Origin of the sequence: Campylobacter sp. BCW_6889 (genome assembly GCF_001762535.1) — a bacterium.
Taxonomy (GTDB): Bacteria; Campylobacterota; Campylobacteria; order Campylobacterales; family Campylobacteraceae; genus Campylobacter_D; species Campylobacter_D jejuni.
In genome coordinates this window covers 164126-185188 of the sequence record NZ_MJWZ01000023.1, presented here as the reverse complement: position 1 = coordinate 185188, position 21063 = coordinate 164126, and the positions used below count along the sequence as shown (strand labels likewise).

The following is a 21063-nucleotide window of genomic DNA, read 5'->3' as shown; positions in this document are numbered from 1 at the left end:
ATTTTATTTGCGCCATCCTAAAAAACTTTTTAAGAAAAATAATGTCTAAAATTTCAATAATTGTACCCACCTATAATGTAGAAAAATATATAGCAAGAGCTTTGGAAAGTTGCATAAATCAAACCTTTAAAGATATAGAAATAATCGTTGTGGATGATTGTGGAAATGACAAAAGTATAGAAATAGCTAAAGAATATGCCAAAAAAGATACAAGAATAAAAATAATCCATAATAAAACAAACCTAGGCACCTTTGCAGCCAGAAATAATGGTGTTAAACATTCAAATAGTGAGTATTTGATGTTTTTAGATCCTGATGATTATTTAGAGCTTAATGCTTGCGAAAAATTAATCCTCTTAATAAATACTTATAAAATATGCCAATTTTCTTTTACTTATATTAGCAATGGAATTAAATTAAAATCAATATTTAAAGATACACTTAAAAATTTAGAAGAATTTAAAGGAATTTATTGGAATATTTGTACTCTGTTTTGTAAAAAAGATTTTTACTTGGATTCACTAAAAGAGCTTTTTGCAATAGATAAAAAACTCCTTGTAGCTGAAGATATGCTTGCGTTTTTTTTCTTGATAAACAATTTAAATGATGATGGATACTTGCAAGTTGATTTGTATTTGTATAATTATGTAGATAATTCTTTTTCGATCACTAAGCGACGAAAAAATAAAGAGAAAATTCAGGATTGTTTAGATGATTATTTATATATTTTAAAATATATAAAAGAAAATAAAATTCTTAAAGAAAATTTAAAGTCATATGTCTTGATTTATTTACAAATTGATATTTTAAAATTTTTATTTAATAATAAAGAAATAAATTATTTTAAATATAAATTTTTAAAAAAATTGTATAAAGTTAAATTAATTTTTGCCAAATTGTTTTTTAAAGTGAAATAATTTCATTCCATTTTTGTATAATGGCCTCTTGGCTAAAATCTTTTTGCACTTTTTCTTTGGCATTTATGCCAAATTTTTCCCTTAGACTTTCATCTTGCATTAATATTTTAAGCTTATTTGCAAATTCTTGTAAATTTCCATCTTCTATTAAAAACCCACTTTTTTTATTATCTATAATATCGCTTGGGCCGGTATTGATATCAAAAGCAATGCTTGGAATTGCATAGTTTGCACTTTCAGCTAAAACCATTCCAAAACCTTCAAAATAACTAGCCATTACATAAATACTTGCTTTTAAGTATTCTTCTTCTATATTTTTATTAAAAGGTAACAAAACAATAGAATGTTCTAATTTTTTAGCTTGTATTTTATGAAGTATTTCTTCTTTTAAAAGCCCATCTCCTACGATATGAAGCTTCCATTCTTTAAAATTTCCATCTTTTTGCACTATTTCCCAAATATCAATGAGCCTTAAAAAACCCTTTTCTTTAGTAAATCTTCCCGCGCTAAGTACGACTTTTTGTGATAAATTACTTGTTTTTGAAGATATAAAAGAGAGAAAATTTGGAATTACTTGTATATTTTTATGCCATTTTTGCCACTTCTCAATTTCTTTAGCTGAAAGTATGATGAGTGTATCAAAATAGTCAAAAATCTTTTTTTTCTTTTTTGGAGCTTTGATATGCCAAATTCTAAAATATTTAAGTTTTTTATTTTTAAAAAAAGGTAAAAAATATCCATCATTAGCTAAAAGAATGCCATTTTTTACATTTTTAAATTTTAAAATGATTAAAAGTGATAAAAAATAACGATAAAAAGTTTTTAAAAAGATTTTTTTAATTTTATTTGCATGATAAAAATTTTGATTACTAAGATAAGAAATTTTTATATTTTTATAAAGCTCATAAGCAGGTTGTTCAAAGCTTTTATAAAAGCTAAAAATTTCAACTTCATATTTTTTAGAAAAAGCATTGGCAAGATTAACGCAAACTCTTTCTCCGCCGCCGCTTTCAGTGATATCTTTTAAAAAAATATTAATTTTTTTCATGATTTAGCTCGTAAAGTTTCATATAGCGAAAAAAAGCTCCATTTGCGTTTAAAAGGGCTATAACAAAACCTTTATAGCCATATTTTACACCACCGCGAAAAAAATAATCTTTTATAAAAGTCAGCCAAAAGCGTGAAATTGCCCCAAAAATACTTGCTTTTTTACCTTGTTTGAGTTTTTCTTTTGCGGAAAAGCTAGTGTAAAGATTCATTTTATAAATCATACTTTCTATTCCATTACAAGCATAATGCCTTAATCCATTTTTAAGATGAATTTTTTTAGCATTGCTTGGTAAAATAAGACTTTCATGTACTAAATTATCATTAAAACGAGTGAAATTTTTGTTAAAAATTCTTAAAACATAATCAGGCGACCAACCACAAGCCTTTATCCATTCGCCTTTATAGAGATTTTTGCGACTAAGTGCGATGATATCTTCTTTTTTAAATTCTAAGCTTTTAAGTTCGTTGATACATTCATTTTCAAGCACTTCATCAGCATCAATGCTTAAAATCCAATCATTTTTTGCATAGCTTAAAGCAAGATTTTTTAAGGCTCCAAAGCCTATAAAAGCACTGTGATAAATGTGTAAATTAGCAAAATCTTTTTTAAATTCATTAGCTATTTTTAGGGTATTATCGCTACTTTCATTGTTAAGTAAAATAATTTCATCAAAACTTTTTAAAGAATTTAAACACTCAAGCAAGGTTTGCTCTGCATTTTTTACGATGATAATAACGCTTATTTGCTTTAGATTCACTATTGATTTCCCAATATATTTTAAAAAATTATAACTTTATATTTTTAAATTTTAAATTAATTTATGTATAATTTAGTTTTTATCATGTTAAGGAATGAAATGTTTTATAGATCAGTTTCTATCATAATCCCAATTTATAATGTAGAAAAATATTTAGATGAATGCTTAAAAAGTGTTATAAATCAAAGCTATAAAGATTTAGATATTATCTTAGTAGATGATGGAAGTAGCGATAATAGCTTAAATATTGCTAAAGAATATGCTAAAAAAGATGAAAGAATTTTCCTTATTATAAAAGAAAACGGTGGTTTAAGTTCAGCTAGAAATGCTGATTTAGAATTTATAAAAGGCACCAAATTAAGAGAATTTTTTGAAAATGAAAGTAATATTACAAGCTATGAAAATATAAATACTTTTAATACAGCTTCTAAGGAGCTTACAAAAGAAGATATTAATAAAAATTTTACAAAGCTTAGTAAAAATATAATCCAAACAAAGCTTAAAAATATTAATGATTTTATAATTCAAGATTTACCTAATAATATTATTCACTTTTTAGATTCTGATGATTATTTAGAGCTTGATTGCATTGAAAAATGCGTAAATGAGATGAGTAAGAGTGATTTGGATATTTGTGTGCATTCTTATGTAAAATATGATGAAACAAAGAAAGAAATGAAAAAAGATATCCACTTTGAATTTCCAAAAAAATTAAAAAATAGATTTTATTATGATTATGCTTTAGATACTTTGTATATAAATAGCATTTATTTTTTTTGTTTTGCTTGGCAAGGATCCTTTAATGCAAATATCTTAAATAAGTATAGATTGCGTTTTACTCATGGGGTTTATTATGAGGATACAGATTTTGGCGTATTGCTTTTTTCTTTGGCGAAAAAACTTATTTATTTGGATTATTGTGGTTTAATTTACAGGGTTAGGGAAAATTCTATAACTTCGAGCGAAAACAACCAAATGCCTGAAAAATTACCAGATTTTTTGCAAACTTTGAGAAAATATTATGACAATTATAATGAATTAAGAAAGTATTTTAAAATTTTTTGTTTTGCAACTAATGCTTTAAATATTTGGAATTTTTTAATGAAAAATCTAATCTAGATATTAATTTTCAAAAAAAATATAAGAAATTTTTTCAAAACTATATTATACAACTTATGGATGTATTTAAAATTTCAATAGATGACGATCCCTACGAGGTTAAAAAGATATGGAAACAAATAAAAATTTCAAAAAGACAACATATTTTAAAATTATTGAAAGATATTTTAAGACATCCTAAGAAAATAAAAAATATAAAAAATTTATTTTATTTATAAATTTCCTCATTATAACTTGCAAAGCGTCTATGGAAAAAAAAGTATTCCCAAGGTCTTTTTTTAATCATTTTTTCGCAACTTTGTGCTTGATAAAGTGTGAGTTCTTCTAAACTTGCATTTTGAGAATCTTTTGCTTTAAAAAATTCTATGCAAAATTTACCATCTTCTTTGTAGGCATAAACAGGGATGATCAAAGCATTGCTTCTTTGTGCGATAAGGCTTGCTCCCATTTGATAATTCACTTCTTTGTTAAAAAATTTTAATCTTACGCTTTCGTTTTCTACACAGTCTTGATCAGTTAAAATTCCCAAAGCTCGCTCCTTTTTTAGAGCACTTAGCATTTGTCTTATACCGCCTTTTTTGTCGATAAGTTCTATGTCAAATTGGGTGCGACTTTGGCTTAAAATTTCATACATAACTTCACTTTTTAACTTTTTTCCTACTATGGAAATCGCACCATATTTAGCCGCATAAGCAAGGCTTAAAATTTCCCAGTTTCCATAGTGTGCAGTTGTGAAGATAATAGGACGCTTTAAAGCTAGAGCGTCTATAAGAAAATTTTCATTGATAAAATTTACTTTATTGAGAATTTTTTCTTTGGTGGTGTTTTGATTTTGTAAACAATCAATTCCAAATTGAGCAAAATTTTCATAAATTTTCAAAGATAGTTTATCGCGTTCTTTTTGAGTGTATTGAGGGAAGCAGATTTGCAAATTTATATCGATGATCTTGCGATGTTTTTTGCTAAGATAAAAAGTGATTCTTGCTACAATCAAAGCTAAAAAATGCAAGATACACTCAGGCATAAAAGTAACAAAAAATTTCAAAATATAATAAAGACTAAGATATATTCTATCACTATTTTTCATTAAGTAAGCCTTTGGCAAGTTTGAAGATATCTTCTTCTTCTATACGCGTGATACAAAAATCACTTTTATCGATATGCTTGGCATTTTGGATTTTTTTACCTGCATCAATGATTTTATTGATATGAGTTTGAAAAGCATTGCGGTAGCTTGGTGTTGCACCAAAAATCGTAATAGATGCCTTATTTAAAGCAAAAGCTAAATGTGTTGGGCCGCTATCATTTCCTATGATAAGATCCATCATTTTTGTAAAAGCCATTAGTTCTTCAAGGCTGAATTTTGGCGCTAATTCTATATGTGTTTCATCAATACCACTAAGATTTAAAACCTCTTTAGCAAATTCGTATTCTTTTACATTTCCCCAAGCGAGCCAAATTTTTGCTTGTTGAAATTCATTGATTAAAAGTTTGCAAAGTATAGCAAGTTTGGTTTTAGGATAGATTTTATTTTCTACGCTTGAACCCACGTGTATGAGTATGTTTTTTTCGTTTTTATCGAGCTTGAGTTTATTGTTTAAGAGTTGTTTTAAATTTTCATCTACGCTAAAAATATCTTGTTTAAAGGCTAAATTTTTGACATTAAAATCAGTATTTAACATAAAGGAGGTAAGACTTAAGTATCTTACAAATACATTTTCATTGTAATCTAACTCAAGTTTTTGGTTATAGAAATTATGAGCAAAACTTTCTTTAAGGCTATTTTTATCAAAACCAAAATTATTTCTACTTAAAATTCGACTTACAATAGCAGATTTTATAAGCCCTTGTAGATCTATTACTGCATTATAGTTGTTTTTTCTTGCTTTAAGAAGAATTTTTAGGCTTTTTAAAATTTTTTTGTCTTTTAAGGGTAGGGCATAGAGTTTGTCTATGAAAGGATGGTTTTTAAGTATGCCTTCAAATTTTTCATCTACAAACCAATGAATTTCTATATCTTTTTTAAAATTTTTGATAAATTGCAAAACCACGGCACTTTGGATAATATCGCCAAGTGCTGACAAACGAACAATTGCTATTTTCATTAAAAGCCTAATATTTTAAAATTTTTGCTATGATTTTAGCGAAATTATTTAAAAAAAGGTTAAAAATGGCAAAAAATGAAGGTTATATTTGTGTTTTTGATTGTGAGAGTGTGCCAGATGTTGAGCTTATCCGCAAAACTTTAGGTTTTGAAGGAAGTGATTTAGAGGTAAGTTTGAAAGCACTTCAGTGGCAAAAAGAACAAAGTGGGAGTGAGTTTTTGCCTTTGCCTTACCATAAAATCATCAGTATTTGTGCGGTTTTAAGCGATAATTTTGGAAAATTTATCAAAGTAAATAAAATTGATGGGCAAAATGAAAAAGAAATGATTGAGATTTTTTTTAATTTTATAGAAAATTATGAGCCAAAATTAGTCAGCTTTAATGGTAAAAATTTCGATATGCCTGTTCTTGTTTTAAGGGCTTTAAAATACAATTTAAAAGCAGCAACTTATTTAGATACTCAAAGCGATAAATGGAATAATTATAAAACAAGATTTTCAGAATTAAAACATTGTGATTTATTAGAATCCTTAGGATCTAATGGGCGTGGAATAAAGCTTGATACACTTTGCTCTATGGTGGGTTTGCCAGGAAAATATGATGTGCATGGCGATGAGGTGATGAAACTTTTTTATGAAAATGAACTTGAAAAAATTCACGAATATTGTGAAAGTGATGTTTTAAATACCTATATGCTTTTTTTAAAATATGAACTTATTAAAGCTAATGTTAGTGAAGAAGATTATGTTGATTTTCTTTCTTATATGAGAGATTTTTTGCGTGAAAAAAAATCAGATCGTTCTTATACAGAAGTTTTTGCAAAAGCTTGTGAGAGTGAAATTTCAAAAGTTCGATCTTAAGTATTTAAGAAAATATATTAAAATTTATTTTTGACATTTTTAGAAAAAAGGAATGATGATGAAAATTCTTATTAGTGGTGGTGCAGGTTATATAGGTTCTCATACTTTAAGACAATTTTTAAAAATAGATCATGAAATTTGTGTTTTAGATAATCTTTCTAAGGGTTCTAAAATCGCAATAGAAGATTTGCAAAAAATAAGAGCTTTTAAATTTTTTGAACAAGATTTAAGTGATTTTCAAGGCGTAAAAGCATTGTTTGAGAGAGAAAAATTTGACGCTATTGTGCATTTTGCAGCGAGTATTGAAGTTTTTGAAAGTATGCAAAATCCTTTAAAATATTATATGAACAACACTGTTAATACGACAAATCTCATCGAAACTTGTTTGCAAACTGGAGTGAATAAATTTATATTTTCTTCAACGGCAGCCACTTATGGCGAACCACAAACTCCTGTTGTGAGCGAAACAAGTCCTTTAGCACCTATTAATCCTTATGGGCGTAGTAAGCTTATGAGCGAAGAAGTTTTGCGTGATGCAAGTATGGCAAATCCTGAATTTAAGCATTGTATTTTAAGATATTTTAATGTTGCAGGTGCTTGCATGGATTATACTTTAGGACAACGCTATCCAAAAGCGACTTTGCTTATAAAAGTTGCAGCTGAATGTGCCGCAGGAAAACGTGATAAACTTTTCATATTTGGCGATGATTATGATACAAAAGATGGTACTTGTATAAGAGATTTTATCCATGTAGATGATATTTCAAGCGCGCATTTAGCGGCTTTGGATTATTTACAAGAGAATGAAAGCAATGTTTTTAATGTAGGTTATGGACATGGTTTTAGTGTAAAAGAAGTGATTGAAGCGATGAAAAAAGTTAGCGGAGTGGATTTTAAAGTAGAACTTGCCCCACGCCGTGCGGGCGATCCTAGTGTGTTGATTTCTGATGCAAGTAAAATCAGAAATCTTACTTCTTGGCAGCCTAAATATGATGATTTGGAGCTTATTTGTAAATCTGCTTTTGATTGGGAAAAACAGTGTTAAAAAAACTTTTTTTTATTTTAAGCAAGGAAGATAAAAATTTTTTATTTTTCTTGCTTGTTTTTTCAGTATTTGTTTCTTTTATAGAAACTTTTGCAATTTCTTTGGTAATGCCTTTTATCACTTTGGCTAGTGATTTTTCTTATTTTGATCGTAATAAATATTTAATCAGCCTAAAAGAATATCTTAATATCCCTGTTTTTGAAATCATTGTTTATTTTGGAGTGGGGCTTATTGTTTTTTATGTGTTTAGAGCTTTGTTAAATGCGTATTATTTCCATCTTTTGGCAAGATTTTCTAAGGGGCGTTATCACGCGATTGCTTATAAGGTTTTTTCTAAATTTTTAAATATTAATTATGAAAAATTTACTCAAAAAAATCAATCTGAAATTTTAAAGTCCATTACAGGAGAAGTTTATAATCTAAGCACTATGATTTCATCATTTTTACTTTTGATGAGTGAAATTTTTGTAGTGCTTTTGCTTTATGCTTTAATGCTTTTGATTAATTATAAAATCACTTTATTTTTAAGTATTTTTATGGTGTTAAATGCCTTTATTTTAGTGAAAATTTTAAGCCCTATCATTAAAAAAGCAGGACTAAGACGCGAAGAAGCGATGAAAAATTTCTTCGAAATTTTAAATACAAATTTAAATAATTTTAAATTTATCAAGCTTAAAACCAAAGAAGATGGAGTATTAAGCCTTTTTAAAGCACAAAGTGAAGTTTTTTCTAAAGCAAATATTACCAATGAAAGCGTAGCTGCAGTGCCTAGAATTTATCTTGAAGGAATAGGTTTTTGTGTACTTGTTTTTATCGTGGTATTTTTGGTTTTGAAAAATGAAAGTGATATTTCAGGTATTTTATCCACGATTTCTATTTTTGTTTTAGCGCTTTATCGCTTAATGCCAAGCGCAAATCGTATTATTACAAGTTATCATGATTTGCTTTATTATCATTCTTCTTTGGATATTATTTATCAAAATTTAAGACAAGAAGAAGAAAATTTGGGCGAGGAAAAATTAAGCTTTAATCAAGAGCTTAAAATTTGCAATCTTAGCTTTGGTTATGAGGGAAAAAAACATTTATTTAAAAATCTTAACTTAAACATTAAAAAAGGCGAAAAAATCGCTTTTATAGGGGAGAGTGGTTGTGGAAAAAGCACCTTAGTAGATCTTATCATAGGACTTTTAAAACCCGAAGAAGGGCAAATTTTAATTGATAAGCAAGAATTAAATGCAAGCAATGCAAAAAATTATCGCCAAAAAATAGGCTATATCCCACAAAATATCTATCTTTTTAATGACAGCATAGCTAAAAACATCACTTTTGGAGATGCGGTTGATGAAGAAAAACTTAACAGGGTTATCAAACAAGCAAATTTAGAGCATTTTATAAAAAATTTACCTCAAGGAGTGCAAACAAAAGTAGGTGATGGGGGGAGTAATTTAAGCGGGGGACAAAAACAACGCATAGCTATAGCAAGAGCTTTATATCTAGAGCCTGAAATTTTAGTGCTTGATGAAGCAACTTCTGCGCTTGATACTCAAAGTGAAGCAAAAATCATGGATGAAATTTATAAAATTTCTAAAGATAAAACCATGATTATTATCGCACATCGCCTTTCTACGATAACGCAATGTGATAAGGTTTATCGTTTAGAACACGGTAAGCTTAAAGAGGAGAAATGATGAAAATAAGCTTTATTATCGCAACTTTAAATTCAGGAGGCGCTGAGCGTGTTTTGGTAACTTTAGCTAATGCACTTTGTAAAGAGCATGAAGTAAATATTATTAAATTTCATGCAGGAGAATCTTTTTATAAGCTTGAAAATGAAGTTAAAGTTACAAGTTTAGAACAATTTAGATTTGATACACTTTATCATAAAATCGCAAGTCGTTTTAAGAAATTTTTTGCTTTAAGAAAGGCTTTGAAAGAAAGTAAGGCTGATGTTTTTATTTCTTTTTTGGACACGACTAATATTGCTTGTATTGCTGCGAAAATAGGGCTTAAAACTCCACTCATTATAAGTGAGCATAGTAATGAAGCGTATTTAAAACCTAAAATTTGGCGTTTTTTAAGAAGGGTAAGTTATCCTTTTTGTGATGCTTTAAGTGTGCTTGGAAGCAGTGATAAGGTGTATTATGAAAGATTTGTAAAAAGGGTTAAGCTTTTATTAAACCCTTGCCATTTTAGCGAAGAAATTCCTTTTGATTCTAGTTTTGAAAAAGAAAATGTAGTTCTTTTTATAGGGCGTTTAGATCACAACAAAAACCCTGCAATGTTTTTAAAAGCTATAGCGCATTTGGATAAAAATTTGCAAGAAAATTATAAATTTGTTATAGCAGGAGATGGAGAGTTAAGGCAAGAACTTGAATATAAGGTAAAATCTTTAGGAATAAAAGTTGATTTTTTAGGACGTGTTGAAAATGTCAAGGCTCTTTATGAAAAAGCAAAAGTGCTTTGCCTTTGTTCTTTTGTAGAGGGTTTGCCAACGGTTTTAATTGAAAGTTTGTATTTTGAGGTTTGTAGAATTTCAAGTTCTTATTATAATGGTGCTAAGGATTTAATCAAAGATAATCATGATGGGCTTTTGGTAGGTTGTGATGATGAAATAGCACTTGCTAAAAAACTTGAACTTGTTTTAAATGATGAAAATTTTAGAAAAGAACTTGTAAATAGTGCCAAACAAAGGTGTAAAGACTTTGAAATTTCTCATATCAAAGAAGAATGGCTTAAGCTTATAGCCGAGGTTAAAAATGCCTAAACTTTCTGTTATAGTACCAACTTTTAATCGTCAAGCTTTGTTGGAAAAGGCTATTAAAAGCATACAAAATCAAGATTTTAAAGAATTAGAAATTATTATAAGTGATGATAATTCTAGTGATGATACTAAAAGTGTGGTGCAAAATTTACAAAAAGATGATGATCGCATTAAGTATTTTTTAAATCAAAATTACAAACAAGGTCCAAATGGCAATAAAAACAATGGCTTAGATCAAGCAAGTGGCGAGTTTGTAACTTTTTTAGATGATGATGATGAGCTTTTATCCGGGGCTTTAAGTACCTTGATGCAAAAAGCAAATGAGGGTTATGCTCATGTTTTTGGAAATTGTTTGATAGAAAAAGAAGGAAATTTAAGCAAGGAATTTAGCGGCAAGGGCTTGGAAAAAGATAGTGAAATTTCTAAAAAAGATTTTTTAATGGCTAAATTTAGCGGAGAGTTTTTTTCTGTTTTTAAAAAATCTCTACTTGAAAACAAGCGTTTTAATGAAGAATTTTATGGCAATGAAGCCACGCTTTGGGTAAATTTATACAAGGAAAAAAGTTTTTATATCCATAAGGCTTTTAGGATTTATAGGATTTTTAGGCAAGATAGCGTGACTTTAGGGGCGAGTAAAAATGCTTATAGGGTGTATTTGGGATATTTAGAGCTTGCTAAAATTTTAGAAAATGAACTTAGAATGAGTAAGGATAAAGATTATAAAAAAACTTGTGCGAGTTATTATAAAATGGCAGCTTATTATGCAAAACTTGCAAAAAATTATAAAGCTCTTTATAAATGTTTGTTTAAAAGCCTGAGTATAAAAATCAACGCTCCTGCTTTGATATTACTCATTTTAAGTATAATTCCAAATAATATGATTGAAAAATTATCAAAAATTCGGGTGGCTTTATGCAAAAATTAGGCATTTTTATTTATTCTTTAGGAAGTGGTGGTGCTGAAAGAGTTGTGGCGACTTTATTGCCTATTTTAAGTTTGAAATTTGAAGTGCATTTGATCTTGATGAATGATAAAATTTCTTATGAAATTCCAGAGTGTCAAATTCATTTTTTAGAATGTTCAAAACCTAGTGAAAATCCTATTTTGAAATTTTTAAAACTACCTTTTTTGGCTTTAAAATACAAAAAACTTTGCAGAAATTTAGGCATTGATACAGAATTTGTTTTTTTAAATCGACCTAATTATATAGCTTTAATGGCAAGAATGTTTGGAAACAAAACTCGCCTTGTGATCAATGAATGCACTACACCAAGTGTGATGTATATGAAAAATAATTTTAATTCTTTGGCAAATAAATTTTTAATTTCTTTACTTTACCCAAGGGCTGATTTAATCTTGCCTAATTCTAAAGGAAATTTAGAAGATTTAGTGCAAAATTTTAGTATAAATCCAAAAAAATGTGAAATTTTATACAATGCCATCGATTTAGAAAACATAGAGCAAAAAGCTCTTGAAGATATAGCTTTAAAAGATAAATTTATTTTAAGTGTAGGCAGGCTTGATAAAGGTAAAAATCATGCTTTATTAATTCGTGCTTATGCGAGATTGAAAACAGATTTAAAGCTTGTGATTTTAGGTGAAGGTGTGCTTAAAGATGAGCTTTTGGCTTTGATTAAAGAGTTAAATTTAGAAGAAAAGGTTTTGCTTTTAGGATTTGATAATAATCCTTATAAATACATGGCTAAATGTGAATTTTTTGCTTTTGCTTCTGTGTTTGAAGGTTTTTCAAATGTTTTAATTGAAAGCTTAGCTTGTTCTTGTGCGGTAGTTTGCACTGATCATAAAAGTGGTGCAAGAGAGCTTTTTGGAGATGATGAATTTGGACTTTTAGTAGAAGTAGATAATGAAAACTCTATGTTTCAGGGTTTAAAGACTATGCTTGAAGATGATAAATTAAGAAAAGCGTATAAAAATAAGGCTAAAACTAGGGCTAAGGCTTTTGATAAAGTAAAAATTGCACGTGATGCTTTGAAATATTTATTAGGATAAAAGATGTTGAAAAAAGAGTATTTAAAAAACCCTTATTTAGTTTTGTTTGCGATGATTGTATTAGCTTATGTTTTTAGTGTATTTTGCAGGTTTTATTGGGTTTGGTGGGCAAGTGAGTTTAATGAGTATTTTTTCAATAATCAATTAATGATCATTTCAAACGATGGCTATGCCTTTGCTGAGGGCGCAAGAGATATGATAGCAGGTTTTCATCAGCCTAATGATTTGAGTTATTATGGATCTTCTTTATCTACGCTTACTTATTGGCTTTATAAAGTCACACCTTTTTCTTTTGAAAGTATCATTTTATATATGAGTACTTTTTTATCTTCTTTGGTGGTGATTCCTATTATTTTGCTAGCTAATGAATACAAACGTCCTTTAATGGGCTTTGTAGCTGCTCTTTTAGCAAGCATAGCAAACAGTTATTATAATCGCACTATGAGTGGGTATTATGATACGGATATGCTGGTAATTGTTTTACCTATGTTTATTTTATTTTTTATGGTAAGAATGATTTTAAAAAAAGACTTTTTTTCATTGATTGCCTTGCCGTTATTTATAGGAATTTATCTTTGGTGGTATCCTTCAAGTTATACTTTAAATGTAGCTTTAATTGGACTTTTTTTAATTTATACACTTATTTTTCATAGAAAAGAAAAGATTTTTTATATAGCTGTGATTTTGTCTTCTCTTACTCTTTCAAATATAGCATGGTTTTATCAAAGTGCCATTATAGTAATACTTTTTGCTTTATTCGCCTTAGAGCAAAAACGCTTAAATTTTATGATTATAGGAATTTTAGGTAGTGCAACTTTAATATTTTTGATTTTAAGCGGAGGGGTTGATCCTATACTTTATCAGCTTAAATTTTATATTTTTAGAAGTGATGAAAGTGCGAATTTAACACAGGGTTTTATGTATTTTAATGTCAATCAAACCATACAAGAAGTTGAAAATGTAGATCTTAGCGAATTTATGCGAAGAATTAGTGGTAGTGAAATTGTTTTTTTGTTTTCTTTGTTTGGTTTTGTATGGCTTTTGAGAAAACATAAAAGTATGATTATGGCTTTACCTATATTGGTGCTTGGGTTTTTAGCCTTAAAAGGGGGGCTTAGATTTACCATTTATTCTGTACCTGTAATGGCTTTAGGATTTGGTTTTTTATTGAGCGAGTGTAAGGCTATATTGGTTAAAAAATATAGCCAATTAACTTCAAATATTTGTATTGTTTTTGCAACTATTTTGACTTTAGCCCCAGTATTTATTCATATTTACAACTATAAAGCACCAACAGTTTTTTCTCAAAATGAAGCATCATTATTAAATCAATTAAAAAATATAGCCAATAGAGAAGATTATGTGGTAACTTGGTGGGATTATGGTTATCCTGTGCGTTATTATAGCGATGTGAAAACTTTAGTAGATGGTGGAAAGCATTTAGGTAAGGATAATTTTTTCCCTTCTTTTGTTTTAAGTAAAGATGAACAAGCTGCAGCTAATATGGCAAGACTTAGTGTAGAATATACAGAAAAAAGCTTTTATGCTCCGCAAAATGATATTTTAAAAACAGACATTTTACAAGCCATGATGAAAGATTATAATCAAAGCAATGTGGATTTGTTTCTAGCTTCATTATCAAAACCTGATTTTAAAATCGATACGCCAAAAACTCGTGATATTTATCTTTATATGCCCGCTAGAATGTCTTTGATTTTTTCTACGGTGGCTAGTTTTTCTTTTATTAATTTAGATACAGGAGTTTTGGATAAACCTTTTACCTTTAGCACAGCTTATCCACTTGATGTTAAAAATGGAGAAATTTATCTTAGCAATGGAGTGGTTTTAAGTGATGATTTTAGAAGTTTTAAAATAGGTGATAATGTGGTTTCTGTAAATAGTATCGTAGAGATTAATTCTATTAAACAAGGTGAATACAAAATCACTCCAATTGATGATAAGGCTCAGTTTTATATTTTTTATTTAAAGGATAGTGCTATTCCTTATGCACAATTTATTTTAATGGATAAAACCATGTTTAATAGTGCTTATGTGCAAATGTTTTTTTTGGGAAATTATGATAAGAATTTATTTGACTTGGTGATTAATTCTAGAGATGCTAAGGTTTTTAAACTTAAAATTTAAGGGTTGAAAATGAGAATAGGATTTTTATCACATGCAGGAGCGAGTATTTATCATTTTAGAATGCCTATTATAAAAGCGTTAAAAGATAGAAAAGACGAAGTTTTTGTTATAGTGCCGCAAGATGAATACACGCAAAAACTTAGAGATCTTAGCTTAAAAGTAATTGTTTATGAGTTTTCAAGAGCTAGTTTAAATCCTTTTGTGGTTTTAAAGAATTTTTTTTATCTTGCTAAGGTTTTGAAAAATTTAAATCTTGATTTTATTCAAAGTGCAGCACATAAAAGCAATACCTTTGGAATTTTAGCAGCAAAATGGGCAAAAATTCCTTATCGTTTTGCTTTGGTAGAAGGCTTGGGATCTTTTTATATAGATCAAGGTTTCAAGGCAAATTTAGTGCGTTTTGTTATTAATAATCTTTATAAATTAAGTTTTAAATTTGCACACCAATTTATTTTTGTTAATGAAAGTAATGCTGAGTTTATGCGGAATTTAGGACTTAAAGAAAATAAAATTTGCGTGATAAAATCTGTAGGGATCAATGTAAAAAAATTTTTTCCTATTTATGTAGAATCGGAAAAAAAAGAGCTTTTTTGGAAAAATTTAAACATAGATAAAAAACCAATTGTGCTTATGATAGCAAGAACTTTATGGCATAAGGGTGTGAAAGAATTTTATGAAAGTGCTGCTATGCTAAAAGACAAAGCAAATTTTGTTTTAGTTGGCGGAAGAGATGAAAATCCTTCTTGTGCAAGTTTGGAGTTTTTAAACTCTGGCGTGGTGCATTATTTGGGTGCTAGAAGTGATATAGTCGAGCTTTTGCAAAATTGTGATATTTTTGTTTTACCAAGCTATAAAGAAGGCTTTCCTGTAAGTGTTTTGGAGGCAAAAGCTTGCGGTAAGGCTATAGTGGTAAGTGATTGCGAAGGTTGTGTGGAGGCTATTTCTAATGCTTATGATGGACTTTGGGCAAAAACAAAAAATGCTAAAGATTTAAGCGAAAAAATTTCACTTTTATTAGAAGATGAAAAATTAAGATTAAATTTAGCTAAAAATGCCGCCCAAGATGCTTTACAATACGATGAAAATAATATCGCACAGCGTTATTTAAAACTTTATGATAGGGTAATTAAGAATGTATGAAAAAGTTTTTAAAAGAATTTTTGATTTTATTTTAGCTTTAGTGCTTTTGGTGCTTTTTTCTCCGGTGATTTTAATCACTGCTTTACTTTTAAAAATCACTCAAGGAAGTGTGATTTTTACCCAAAATCGCCCAGGGTTAGATGAAAAAATTTTTAAAATTTATAAATTTAAAACCATGAGCGATGAAAGAGATGAAAAGGGTGAGTTATTAAGCGATGAATTGCGTTTGAAAGCTTTTGGAAAAATCGTTAGAAGCTTAAGTTTGGATGAGCTTTTACAACTTTTTAATGTTTTAAAAGGGGATATGAGTTTTGTTGGACCTAGACCTCTTTTGGTTGAGTATTTACCTCTTTACAATGAAGGGCAAAAATTACGTCATAAAGTGCGTCCAGGTATAACAGGGTGGGCGCAGGTAAATGGTAGAAATGCTATTTCTTGGCAGAAAAAATTCGAACTTGATGTGTATTATGTGAAAAATATTTCTTTTTTGCTTGATTTAAAAATCATGTTTTTAACAGCTTTAAAGGTTTTAAAACGAAGCGGGGTAAGCAAAGAAGGCCATGTTACAACAGAGAAATTTAATGGCAAGAACTGAAAAAATTTATATTTATGGTGCTAGTGGTCATGGGCTTGTTTGTGAAGATGTGGCTAAAAATATGGGTTATAAAGAATGTATTTTTTTAGATGATTTTAAAGGAGTGAAATTTGAAAGCACCTTACCTAAATATGATTTTTTTATAGCCATAGGAAACAATGAAATTCGAAAAAAGATTTATCAAAAAATTTCAGAAAATGGCTTTAAAATTGTTAATCTTATCCATAAAAGTGCACTTATAAGTCCTAGTGCAGGTGTGGAGGAAAATGCAGGAATTTTAATCATGCCTTATGTAGTAGTTAATGCTAAAGCCAAAATAGAAAAAGGCGTGATTTTAAATACTTCAAGTGTGATTGAACATGAATGCGTGATAGGGGAATTTTCTCATGTGAGTGTAGGGGCTAAGTGTGCGGGCAATGTAAAAATCGGTAAAAATTGTTTTTTAGGGATTAATTCTTGTGTTTTGCCTAATTTAAGCTTAGCAGATGATAGTATTTTAGGTGGTGGAGCAACTTTGGTTAAAAGTCAAGATGAAAAAGGTGTTTTTGTGGGAGTGCCTGCAAAAAGAAAAATATGAAATGATTATAAAAAGATTTTTGTTTGATTCTTTGTAAATTTTTTTAGGTAAAATAGAGTCAATTTATAAAAATTTTGTTTTATACAAAGGATAAATCATGAGATTTTTTCTTTCTCCTCCGCATATGGGTGGCAATGAATTAAAATACATAGAAGAAGTTTTCAAAAGCAATTATATAGCACCTTTGGGTGAATTTGTAAATCGCTTTGAGCAAAGTGTAAAAGATTATAGCAAAAGTGAAAATGCCTTAGCTTTAAATTCAGCCACAGCGGCTTTGCATTTAGCTTTAAGGGTGGCAGGGGTAAAACAAGATGATATCGTTTTAGCTTCTTCTTTTACTTTTATCGCTTCAGTAGCACCTATTTGTTATCTTAAAGCAAAGCCTGTATTTATAGATTGTGATGAAACTTATAATATTGATGTAGATTTGTTAAAACTCGCCATTAAAGAATGTGAAAAAAAACCAAAAGCATTGATTTTAACTCATCTTTATGGCAATGCTGCAAAAATGGATGAGATTGTTAAAATTTGCAAAGAAAATGAAATTGTTTTAATCGAAGATGCTGCCGAAGCTTTAGGAAGTTTTTATAAGAATAAAGCTTTAGGAACTTTTGGAGAATTTGGAGTTTATTCTTATAATGGTAATAAAATTATCACCACTTCAGGTGGAGGTATGCTTATAGGAAAAAATAAAGAAAAGATTGAAAAAGCAAGATTTTATAGCACTCAAGCAAGGGAAAATTGTTTGCATTATGAACATTTAGATTATGGTTATAATTACCGTTTAAGCAATGTTTTAGGAGCTATTGGTGTAGCACAAATGGAGGTTTTAGAACAAAGAGTGCTTAAAAAAAGAGAAATTTATGAGTGGTATAAAGAATTTTTAGGAGAGCATTTTAGCTTTTTAGATGAATTAGAAAATTCAAGAAGCAATCGCTGGTTAAGTACAGCTTTGATTGATTTTGATAAAAATGAACTTAATGCTTGTCAAAAAGATATAAATATCAGTCAAAAAAATATCGCTTTGCATCCAAAAATTTCAAAACTCATAGAAGATTTGAAAAATGAACAAATAGAAACAAGACCATTATGGAAAGCTATGCACACTCAAGAAGTATTTAAAGGAGCTAAGGCTTATCTTAATGGCAATAGTGAGTTATTTTTCCAAAAAGGAATTTGTTTGCCAAGTGGCACGGCGATGAGTAAAGATGATGTTTATGAAATTTCAAAACTGATCTTAAAGAGCATAAAGGCTTAAAATGATTTTTTATAAAAGCAAAAGATTAGCATTTTTTTTAACTTTAGATATTGTTTTAATTTTACTTAGCGTTTATCTGGCTTTTTCTTTGAGATTTAGTGGAGATATTCCGAGTATTTTTTATCATGGTATGATGATTTCTGCTATTATTTTGCTTGTTTTAAAACTTTCATTTTTGTTTGTTTTTAGAATTTATAAAGTAGCTTGGAGATTTTTTTCTCTCAATGAAGCAAGAAAAATTTTTATTGCTTTACTTTTAGCTGAGTTTTGTTTTTTTCTTATTTTTTATTTTTTTAGTGATTTTTTTAATCCTTTTCCAAGAAGTGCTATTGTGATAGATTTTGTTCTTTCTTATATGTTTATAGGTACTTTAAGAATTAGCAAAAGAATGCTTGTGGATTTTAAACCTTCTAGAATGAAAGAAGAAGAAACTCCTTGTATTGTAGTAGGGGCAACTTCTAAGGCTTTGCATTTGTTAAAAGGTGCAAAAGAAGGTTCTTTAGGGCTTTTTCCTGTAGGCGTAGTTGATGCGAGAAAAGAGCTTATAGGGACTTATTGTGATAAATTTATTGTAGAAGAAAAAGAAAAAATAAAATCTTATGTAGAACAAGGGGTAAAAACTGCCATTATTGCTTTAAGACTTGAACAAGAAGAGCTTAAAAAACTTTTTGAAGAACTTGTAGCTTATGGTATTTGCGATGTAAAAATATTTTCTTTTACAAGAAACGAAGCAAGAGATATCAGTATAGAAGACTTGCTTGCTAGAAAACCAAAAGATTTAGATGATAGTGCTGTGGCGGCTTTTTTAAAAGATAAGGTAGTTTTGGTAAGTGGAGCAGGTGGAACTATAGGCAGTGAACTTTGTAAGCAATGTATTAAATTTGGTGCTAAGCATCTTATTATGGTTGATCATAGTGAGTATAATCTTTATAAGATCAATGATGATTTAAATTTATATAAAGAAAAAATTACTCCTATTTTACTGAGTATTTTAGATAAGCAAAGTTTAGATGAGGTATTAAAAACTTATAAACCTGAGCTTATTTTACATGCAGCCGCCTATAAACATGTGCCTCTTTGCGAACAAAATCCACATTCAGCAGTAATTAATAATATTTTAGGAACTAAAATTTTATGCGACAGTGCTAAAGAAAATAAAGTAGCTAAATTTGTGATGATAAGTACAGATAAAGCAGTGCGACCAACAAATATTATGGGTTGTACTAAGAGAGTTTGCGAGCTTTATACTTTAAATATGAGTGATGAAAATTTTGAAGTTGCTTGTGTGCGTTTTGGTAATGTTTTAGGTTCTAGCGGTAGTGTGATACCGAAATTTAAAGCACAAATTGCCAATAATGAGCCTTTAACTTTAACACACCCTGATATAGTGCGTTATTTTATGCTTGTGGCTGAGGCAGTGCAACTTGTTTTACAAGCTGGAGCTATTGCAAAAGGGGGAGAACTTTTTGTTTTGGATATGGGTAAGCCTGTAAAAATCATAGATTTAGCTAAAAAAATGCTTTTACTTTCTAATCGTAATGATTTAGAAATTAAAATCACAGGCTTAAGAAAAGGCGAGAAGCTTTATGAAGAGCTTTTGATTGATGAAAATAATGCTAAAACGCAATATGAGAGTATTTTTGTAGCAAAGAATGAAAAGGTTGATCTTGATTGGCTTAATAAAGAGATAGACAATTTACAAATATGTGAAGATATTTCAGAAGCTTTATTAAAGATTGTGCCTGAATTTAAACACAATAAAGAAGGTGTATAATGTATATAAAAGATATACAAAGATTTGAAGATAATCGCTATCGCGCTAGAGCTTATATGAGTTATATTTTAACAAGAAATTTACCTAATAAACTTCCTGACATTCACCTTAAAACGATTAAAACAGCTTTAGATAAAATAGCTCATGAAGTTGTTGTTTTTGATGCTTTGTATATTTTAGATATTTCAGGCATGCAAATAGAAAATGCGATTTCCTTAAATAAGGCTCATGAAATAGGGCAGGGTGAGGATAGAAGTACTCGTTCTTATTTTTATAGAGCTGTAAAATTAAGACGATGTGTTTTGAGCGATCCTTATCCTTCGGTTTTAAATAATGAGCTTTGCGTGACAGCTTCTATGCCAATTTACGATGATAAAAATAACTTGCTTTTTGTTGTTTGTATTGATATCAAGCTTGAAGATATTTTAAAGATTATTCAAGCAGGAAAATTTGAGTTTGTTTTTACTCAATTTAGTCGTTTGGTATATTTTTGCTTCGCACTGGTTTTATTTGTGATTACTTGTTTTTTATTTCAAAAAGGTTTTTTTAGTCTTTTTGATAATCAAGCTATAGGTATAGAACATATGTTTGAAAGTACTATTGCTATAACTTTGGCTTTAGCTATTTTTGATTTGGCAAAAACTTTGATCGAACAAGAAGTATTAGGAAGGACAAAAAAAGAAGAAGGTGGAATTCAAAAAACTATGGTGAGATTTTTAGGTTCTATTATCATTGCTTTGGCTATAGAAGCTTTGATGTTGGTATTTAAACTTGCTATTGGTGATTTTTCTCAGATGATTTATGCGATTTATCTTATCGGTGGAGTGAGCTTGCTTCTTTTAGGTTTAAGTGTATATTTATTTACGGTTAAGTATAAAAATAATAATATTTGAGTAAAATTTTAAATAAAAGATGATATAATGCTATTTTTTAAAATTTTTTAGCTTGA

The 21063-nt window shown here is 28.8% G+C and carries 18 protein-coding genes and 1 pseudogene; 15 read left to right on the top strand and 4 right to left on the bottom strand.

The window, feature by feature from the left end; translation table 11 throughout:
• Window positions 1–41 precede the first annotated feature (41 nt).
• On the top strand, window positions 42–917 hold the full coding sequence (locus AJ939_RS02760; RefSeq protein ID WP_044780793.1) for a glycosyltransferase family 2 protein: 876 nt from the start codon (window positions 42–44) through the stop codon (window positions 915–917).
• Here AJ939_RS02760 and AJ939_RS02755 read toward each other — a convergent pair.
• Window positions 904–1965, bottom strand: coding sequence for a glycosyltransferase family 4 protein (locus AJ939_RS02755; protein ID WP_044780794.1), 1062 nt, complete (start codon window positions 1963–1965; stop codon window positions 904–906). The two genes, AJ939_RS02760 and AJ939_RS02755, sit on opposite strands and share 14 nt — an antisense overlap.
• A pseudogene (locus AJ939_RS02750) lies at window positions 1958–2725 on the bottom strand (glycosyltransferase family 2 protein); the annotation flags it as partial. The gene AJ939_RS02755 and the pseudogene AJ939_RS02750, both read right to left, overlap by 8 nt.
• 99 nt (window positions 2726–2824) lie before the next feature.
• Here AJ939_RS02750 and AJ939_RS02745 point away from each other — a divergent pair.
• Window positions 2825–3844 (top strand): glycosyltransferase family 2 protein, encoded by a 1020-nt coding sequence (locus tag AJ939_RS02745; RefSeq protein WP_070283386.1) that lies wholly within the window; start codon window positions 2825–2827, stop codon window positions 3842–3844.
• A gap of 208 nt (window positions 3845–4052) precedes the next feature.
• On the opposite strand, the gene htrB is transcribed toward AJ939_RS02745, so the two are convergent.
• On the bottom strand, window positions 4053–4931 hold the full coding sequence (htrB, locus tag AJ939_RS02735; RefSeq protein WP_070276507.1) for a lipid A biosynthesis lauroyl acyltransferase HtrB: 879 nt from the start codon (window positions 4929–4931) through the stop codon (window positions 4053–4055).
• Window positions 4921–5949 carry a lipopolysaccharide heptosyltransferase I gene (gene waaC / locus AJ939_RS02730; RefSeq protein WP_070276509.1) on the bottom strand — a complete coding sequence of 343 codons (1029 nt, stop codon included), beginning with the start codon at window positions 5947–5949 and terminating at the stop codon, window positions 4921–4923. Before waaC ends, htrB begins: the two co-directional genes overlap by 11 nt.
• A gap of 65 nt (window positions 5950–6014) precedes the next feature.
• Between waaC and AJ939_RS02725 the strand changes: the two genes are divergently transcribed.
• From AJ939_RS02725 to AJ939_RS02665, 13 genes are all read left to right on the top strand, one after another.
• Window positions 6015–6809 carry a 3'-5' exonuclease gene (locus tag AJ939_RS02725; protein ID WP_070276511.1) on the top strand — a complete coding sequence of 265 codons (795 nt, stop codon included), beginning with the start codon at window positions 6015–6017 and terminating at the stop codon, window positions 6807–6809.
• 58 nt (window positions 6810–6867) lie between these two features.
• A complete protein-coding gene (gene galE / locus AJ939_RS02720) occupies window positions 6868–7854 on the top strand; it encodes a UDP-glucose 4-epimerase GalE (protein ID WP_070210271.1) in 987 nt (328 codons plus the stop codon).
• Window positions 7848–9542, top strand: coding sequence for an ABC-type lipopolysaccharide transporter PglK (gene pglK / locus AJ939_RS02715; protein ID WP_070276513.1), 1695 nt, complete (start codon window positions 7848–7850; stop codon window positions 9540–9542). Before galE ends, pglK begins: the two co-directional genes overlap by 7 nt.
• Window positions 9539–10618, top strand: coding sequence for a GalNAc-alpha-(1->4)-GalNAc-alpha-(1->3)-diNAcBac-PP-undecaprenol alpha-1,4-N-acetyl-D-galactosaminyltransferase (gene pglH, locus AJ939_RS02710; RefSeq protein WP_079860516.1), 1080 nt, complete (start codon window positions 9539–9541; stop codon window positions 10616–10618). Before pglK ends, pglH begins: the two co-directional genes overlap by 4 nt.
• The gene (gene pglI / locus AJ939_RS02705; RefSeq protein WP_070276518.1) at window positions 10611–11540 is read left to right on the top strand and encodes a GalNAc(5)-diNAcBac-PP-undecaprenol beta-1,3-glucosyltransferase; all 930 of its coding nucleotides are present in this window, start codon (window positions 10611–10613) and stop codon (window positions 11538–11540) included. Before pglH ends, pglI begins: the two co-directional genes overlap by 8 nt.
• Entirely contained in the window at window positions 11528–12625 is a 1098-nt protein-coding gene (pglJ, locus tag AJ939_RS02700) for an N-acetylgalactosamine-N,N'-diacetylbacillosaminyl-diphospho-undecaprenol 4-alpha-N-acetylgalactosaminyltransferase (RefSeq protein WP_002861842.1), read from the top strand. The genes pglI and pglJ overlap by 13 nt, the downstream gene beginning before the upstream one ends.
• Before the next feature lie 3 nt (window positions 12626–12628).
• Window positions 12629–14770: an undecaprenyl-diphosphooligosaccharide--protein glycotransferase gene (pglB, locus tag AJ939_RS02695; RefSeq protein WP_070276520.1), complete on the top strand. Its 2142-nt coding sequence runs from the start codon at window positions 12629–12631 to the stop codon at window positions 14768–14770.
• 9 nt (window positions 14771–14779) lie between these two features.
• On the top strand, window positions 14780–15910 hold the full coding sequence (gene pglA / locus AJ939_RS02690; RefSeq protein WP_002861840.1) for a N,N'-diacetylbacillosaminyl-diphospho-undecaprenol alpha-1,3-N-acetylgalactosaminyltransferase: 1131 nt from the start codon (window positions 14780–14782) through the stop codon (window positions 15908–15910).
• Window positions 15903–16505 carry an undecaprenyl phosphate N,N'-diacetylbacillosamine 1-phosphate transferase gene (gene pglC, locus AJ939_RS02685; protein ID WP_070276522.1) on the top strand — a complete coding sequence of 201 codons (603 nt, stop codon included), beginning with the start codon at window positions 15903–15905 and terminating at the stop codon, window positions 16503–16505. Before pglA ends, pglC begins: the two co-directional genes overlap by 8 nt.
• Window positions 16492–17082 carry a UDP-N-acetylbacillosamine N-acetyltransferase gene (gene pglD / locus AJ939_RS02680; protein ID WP_032603433.1) on the top strand — a complete coding sequence of 197 codons (591 nt, stop codon included), beginning with the start codon at window positions 16492–16494 and terminating at the stop codon, window positions 17080–17082. Before pglC ends, pglD begins: the two co-directional genes overlap by 14 nt.
• 97 nt (window positions 17083–17179) lie before the next feature.
• A complete protein-coding gene (pglE, locus tag AJ939_RS02675; protein WP_070276524.1) occupies window positions 17180–18340 on the top strand; it encodes a UDP-N-acetylbacillosamine transaminase in 1161 nt (386 codons plus the stop codon).
• 1 nt (window position 18341) lies between these two features.
• A complete protein-coding gene (pglF, locus tag AJ939_RS02670) occupies window positions 18342–20114 on the top strand; it encodes a UDP-N-acetylglucosamine 4,6-dehydratase (configuration-retaining) (protein ID WP_044779137.1) in 1773 nt (590 codons plus the stop codon).
• A complete protein-coding gene (locus tag AJ939_RS02665) occupies window positions 20114–21007 on the top strand; it encodes a PDC sensor domain-containing protein (protein WP_044793933.1) in 894 nt (297 codons plus the stop codon). The genes pglF and AJ939_RS02665 overlap by 1 nt, the downstream gene beginning before the upstream one ends.
• The last annotated feature ends 56 nt before the right edge of the window (window positions 21008–21063 follow it).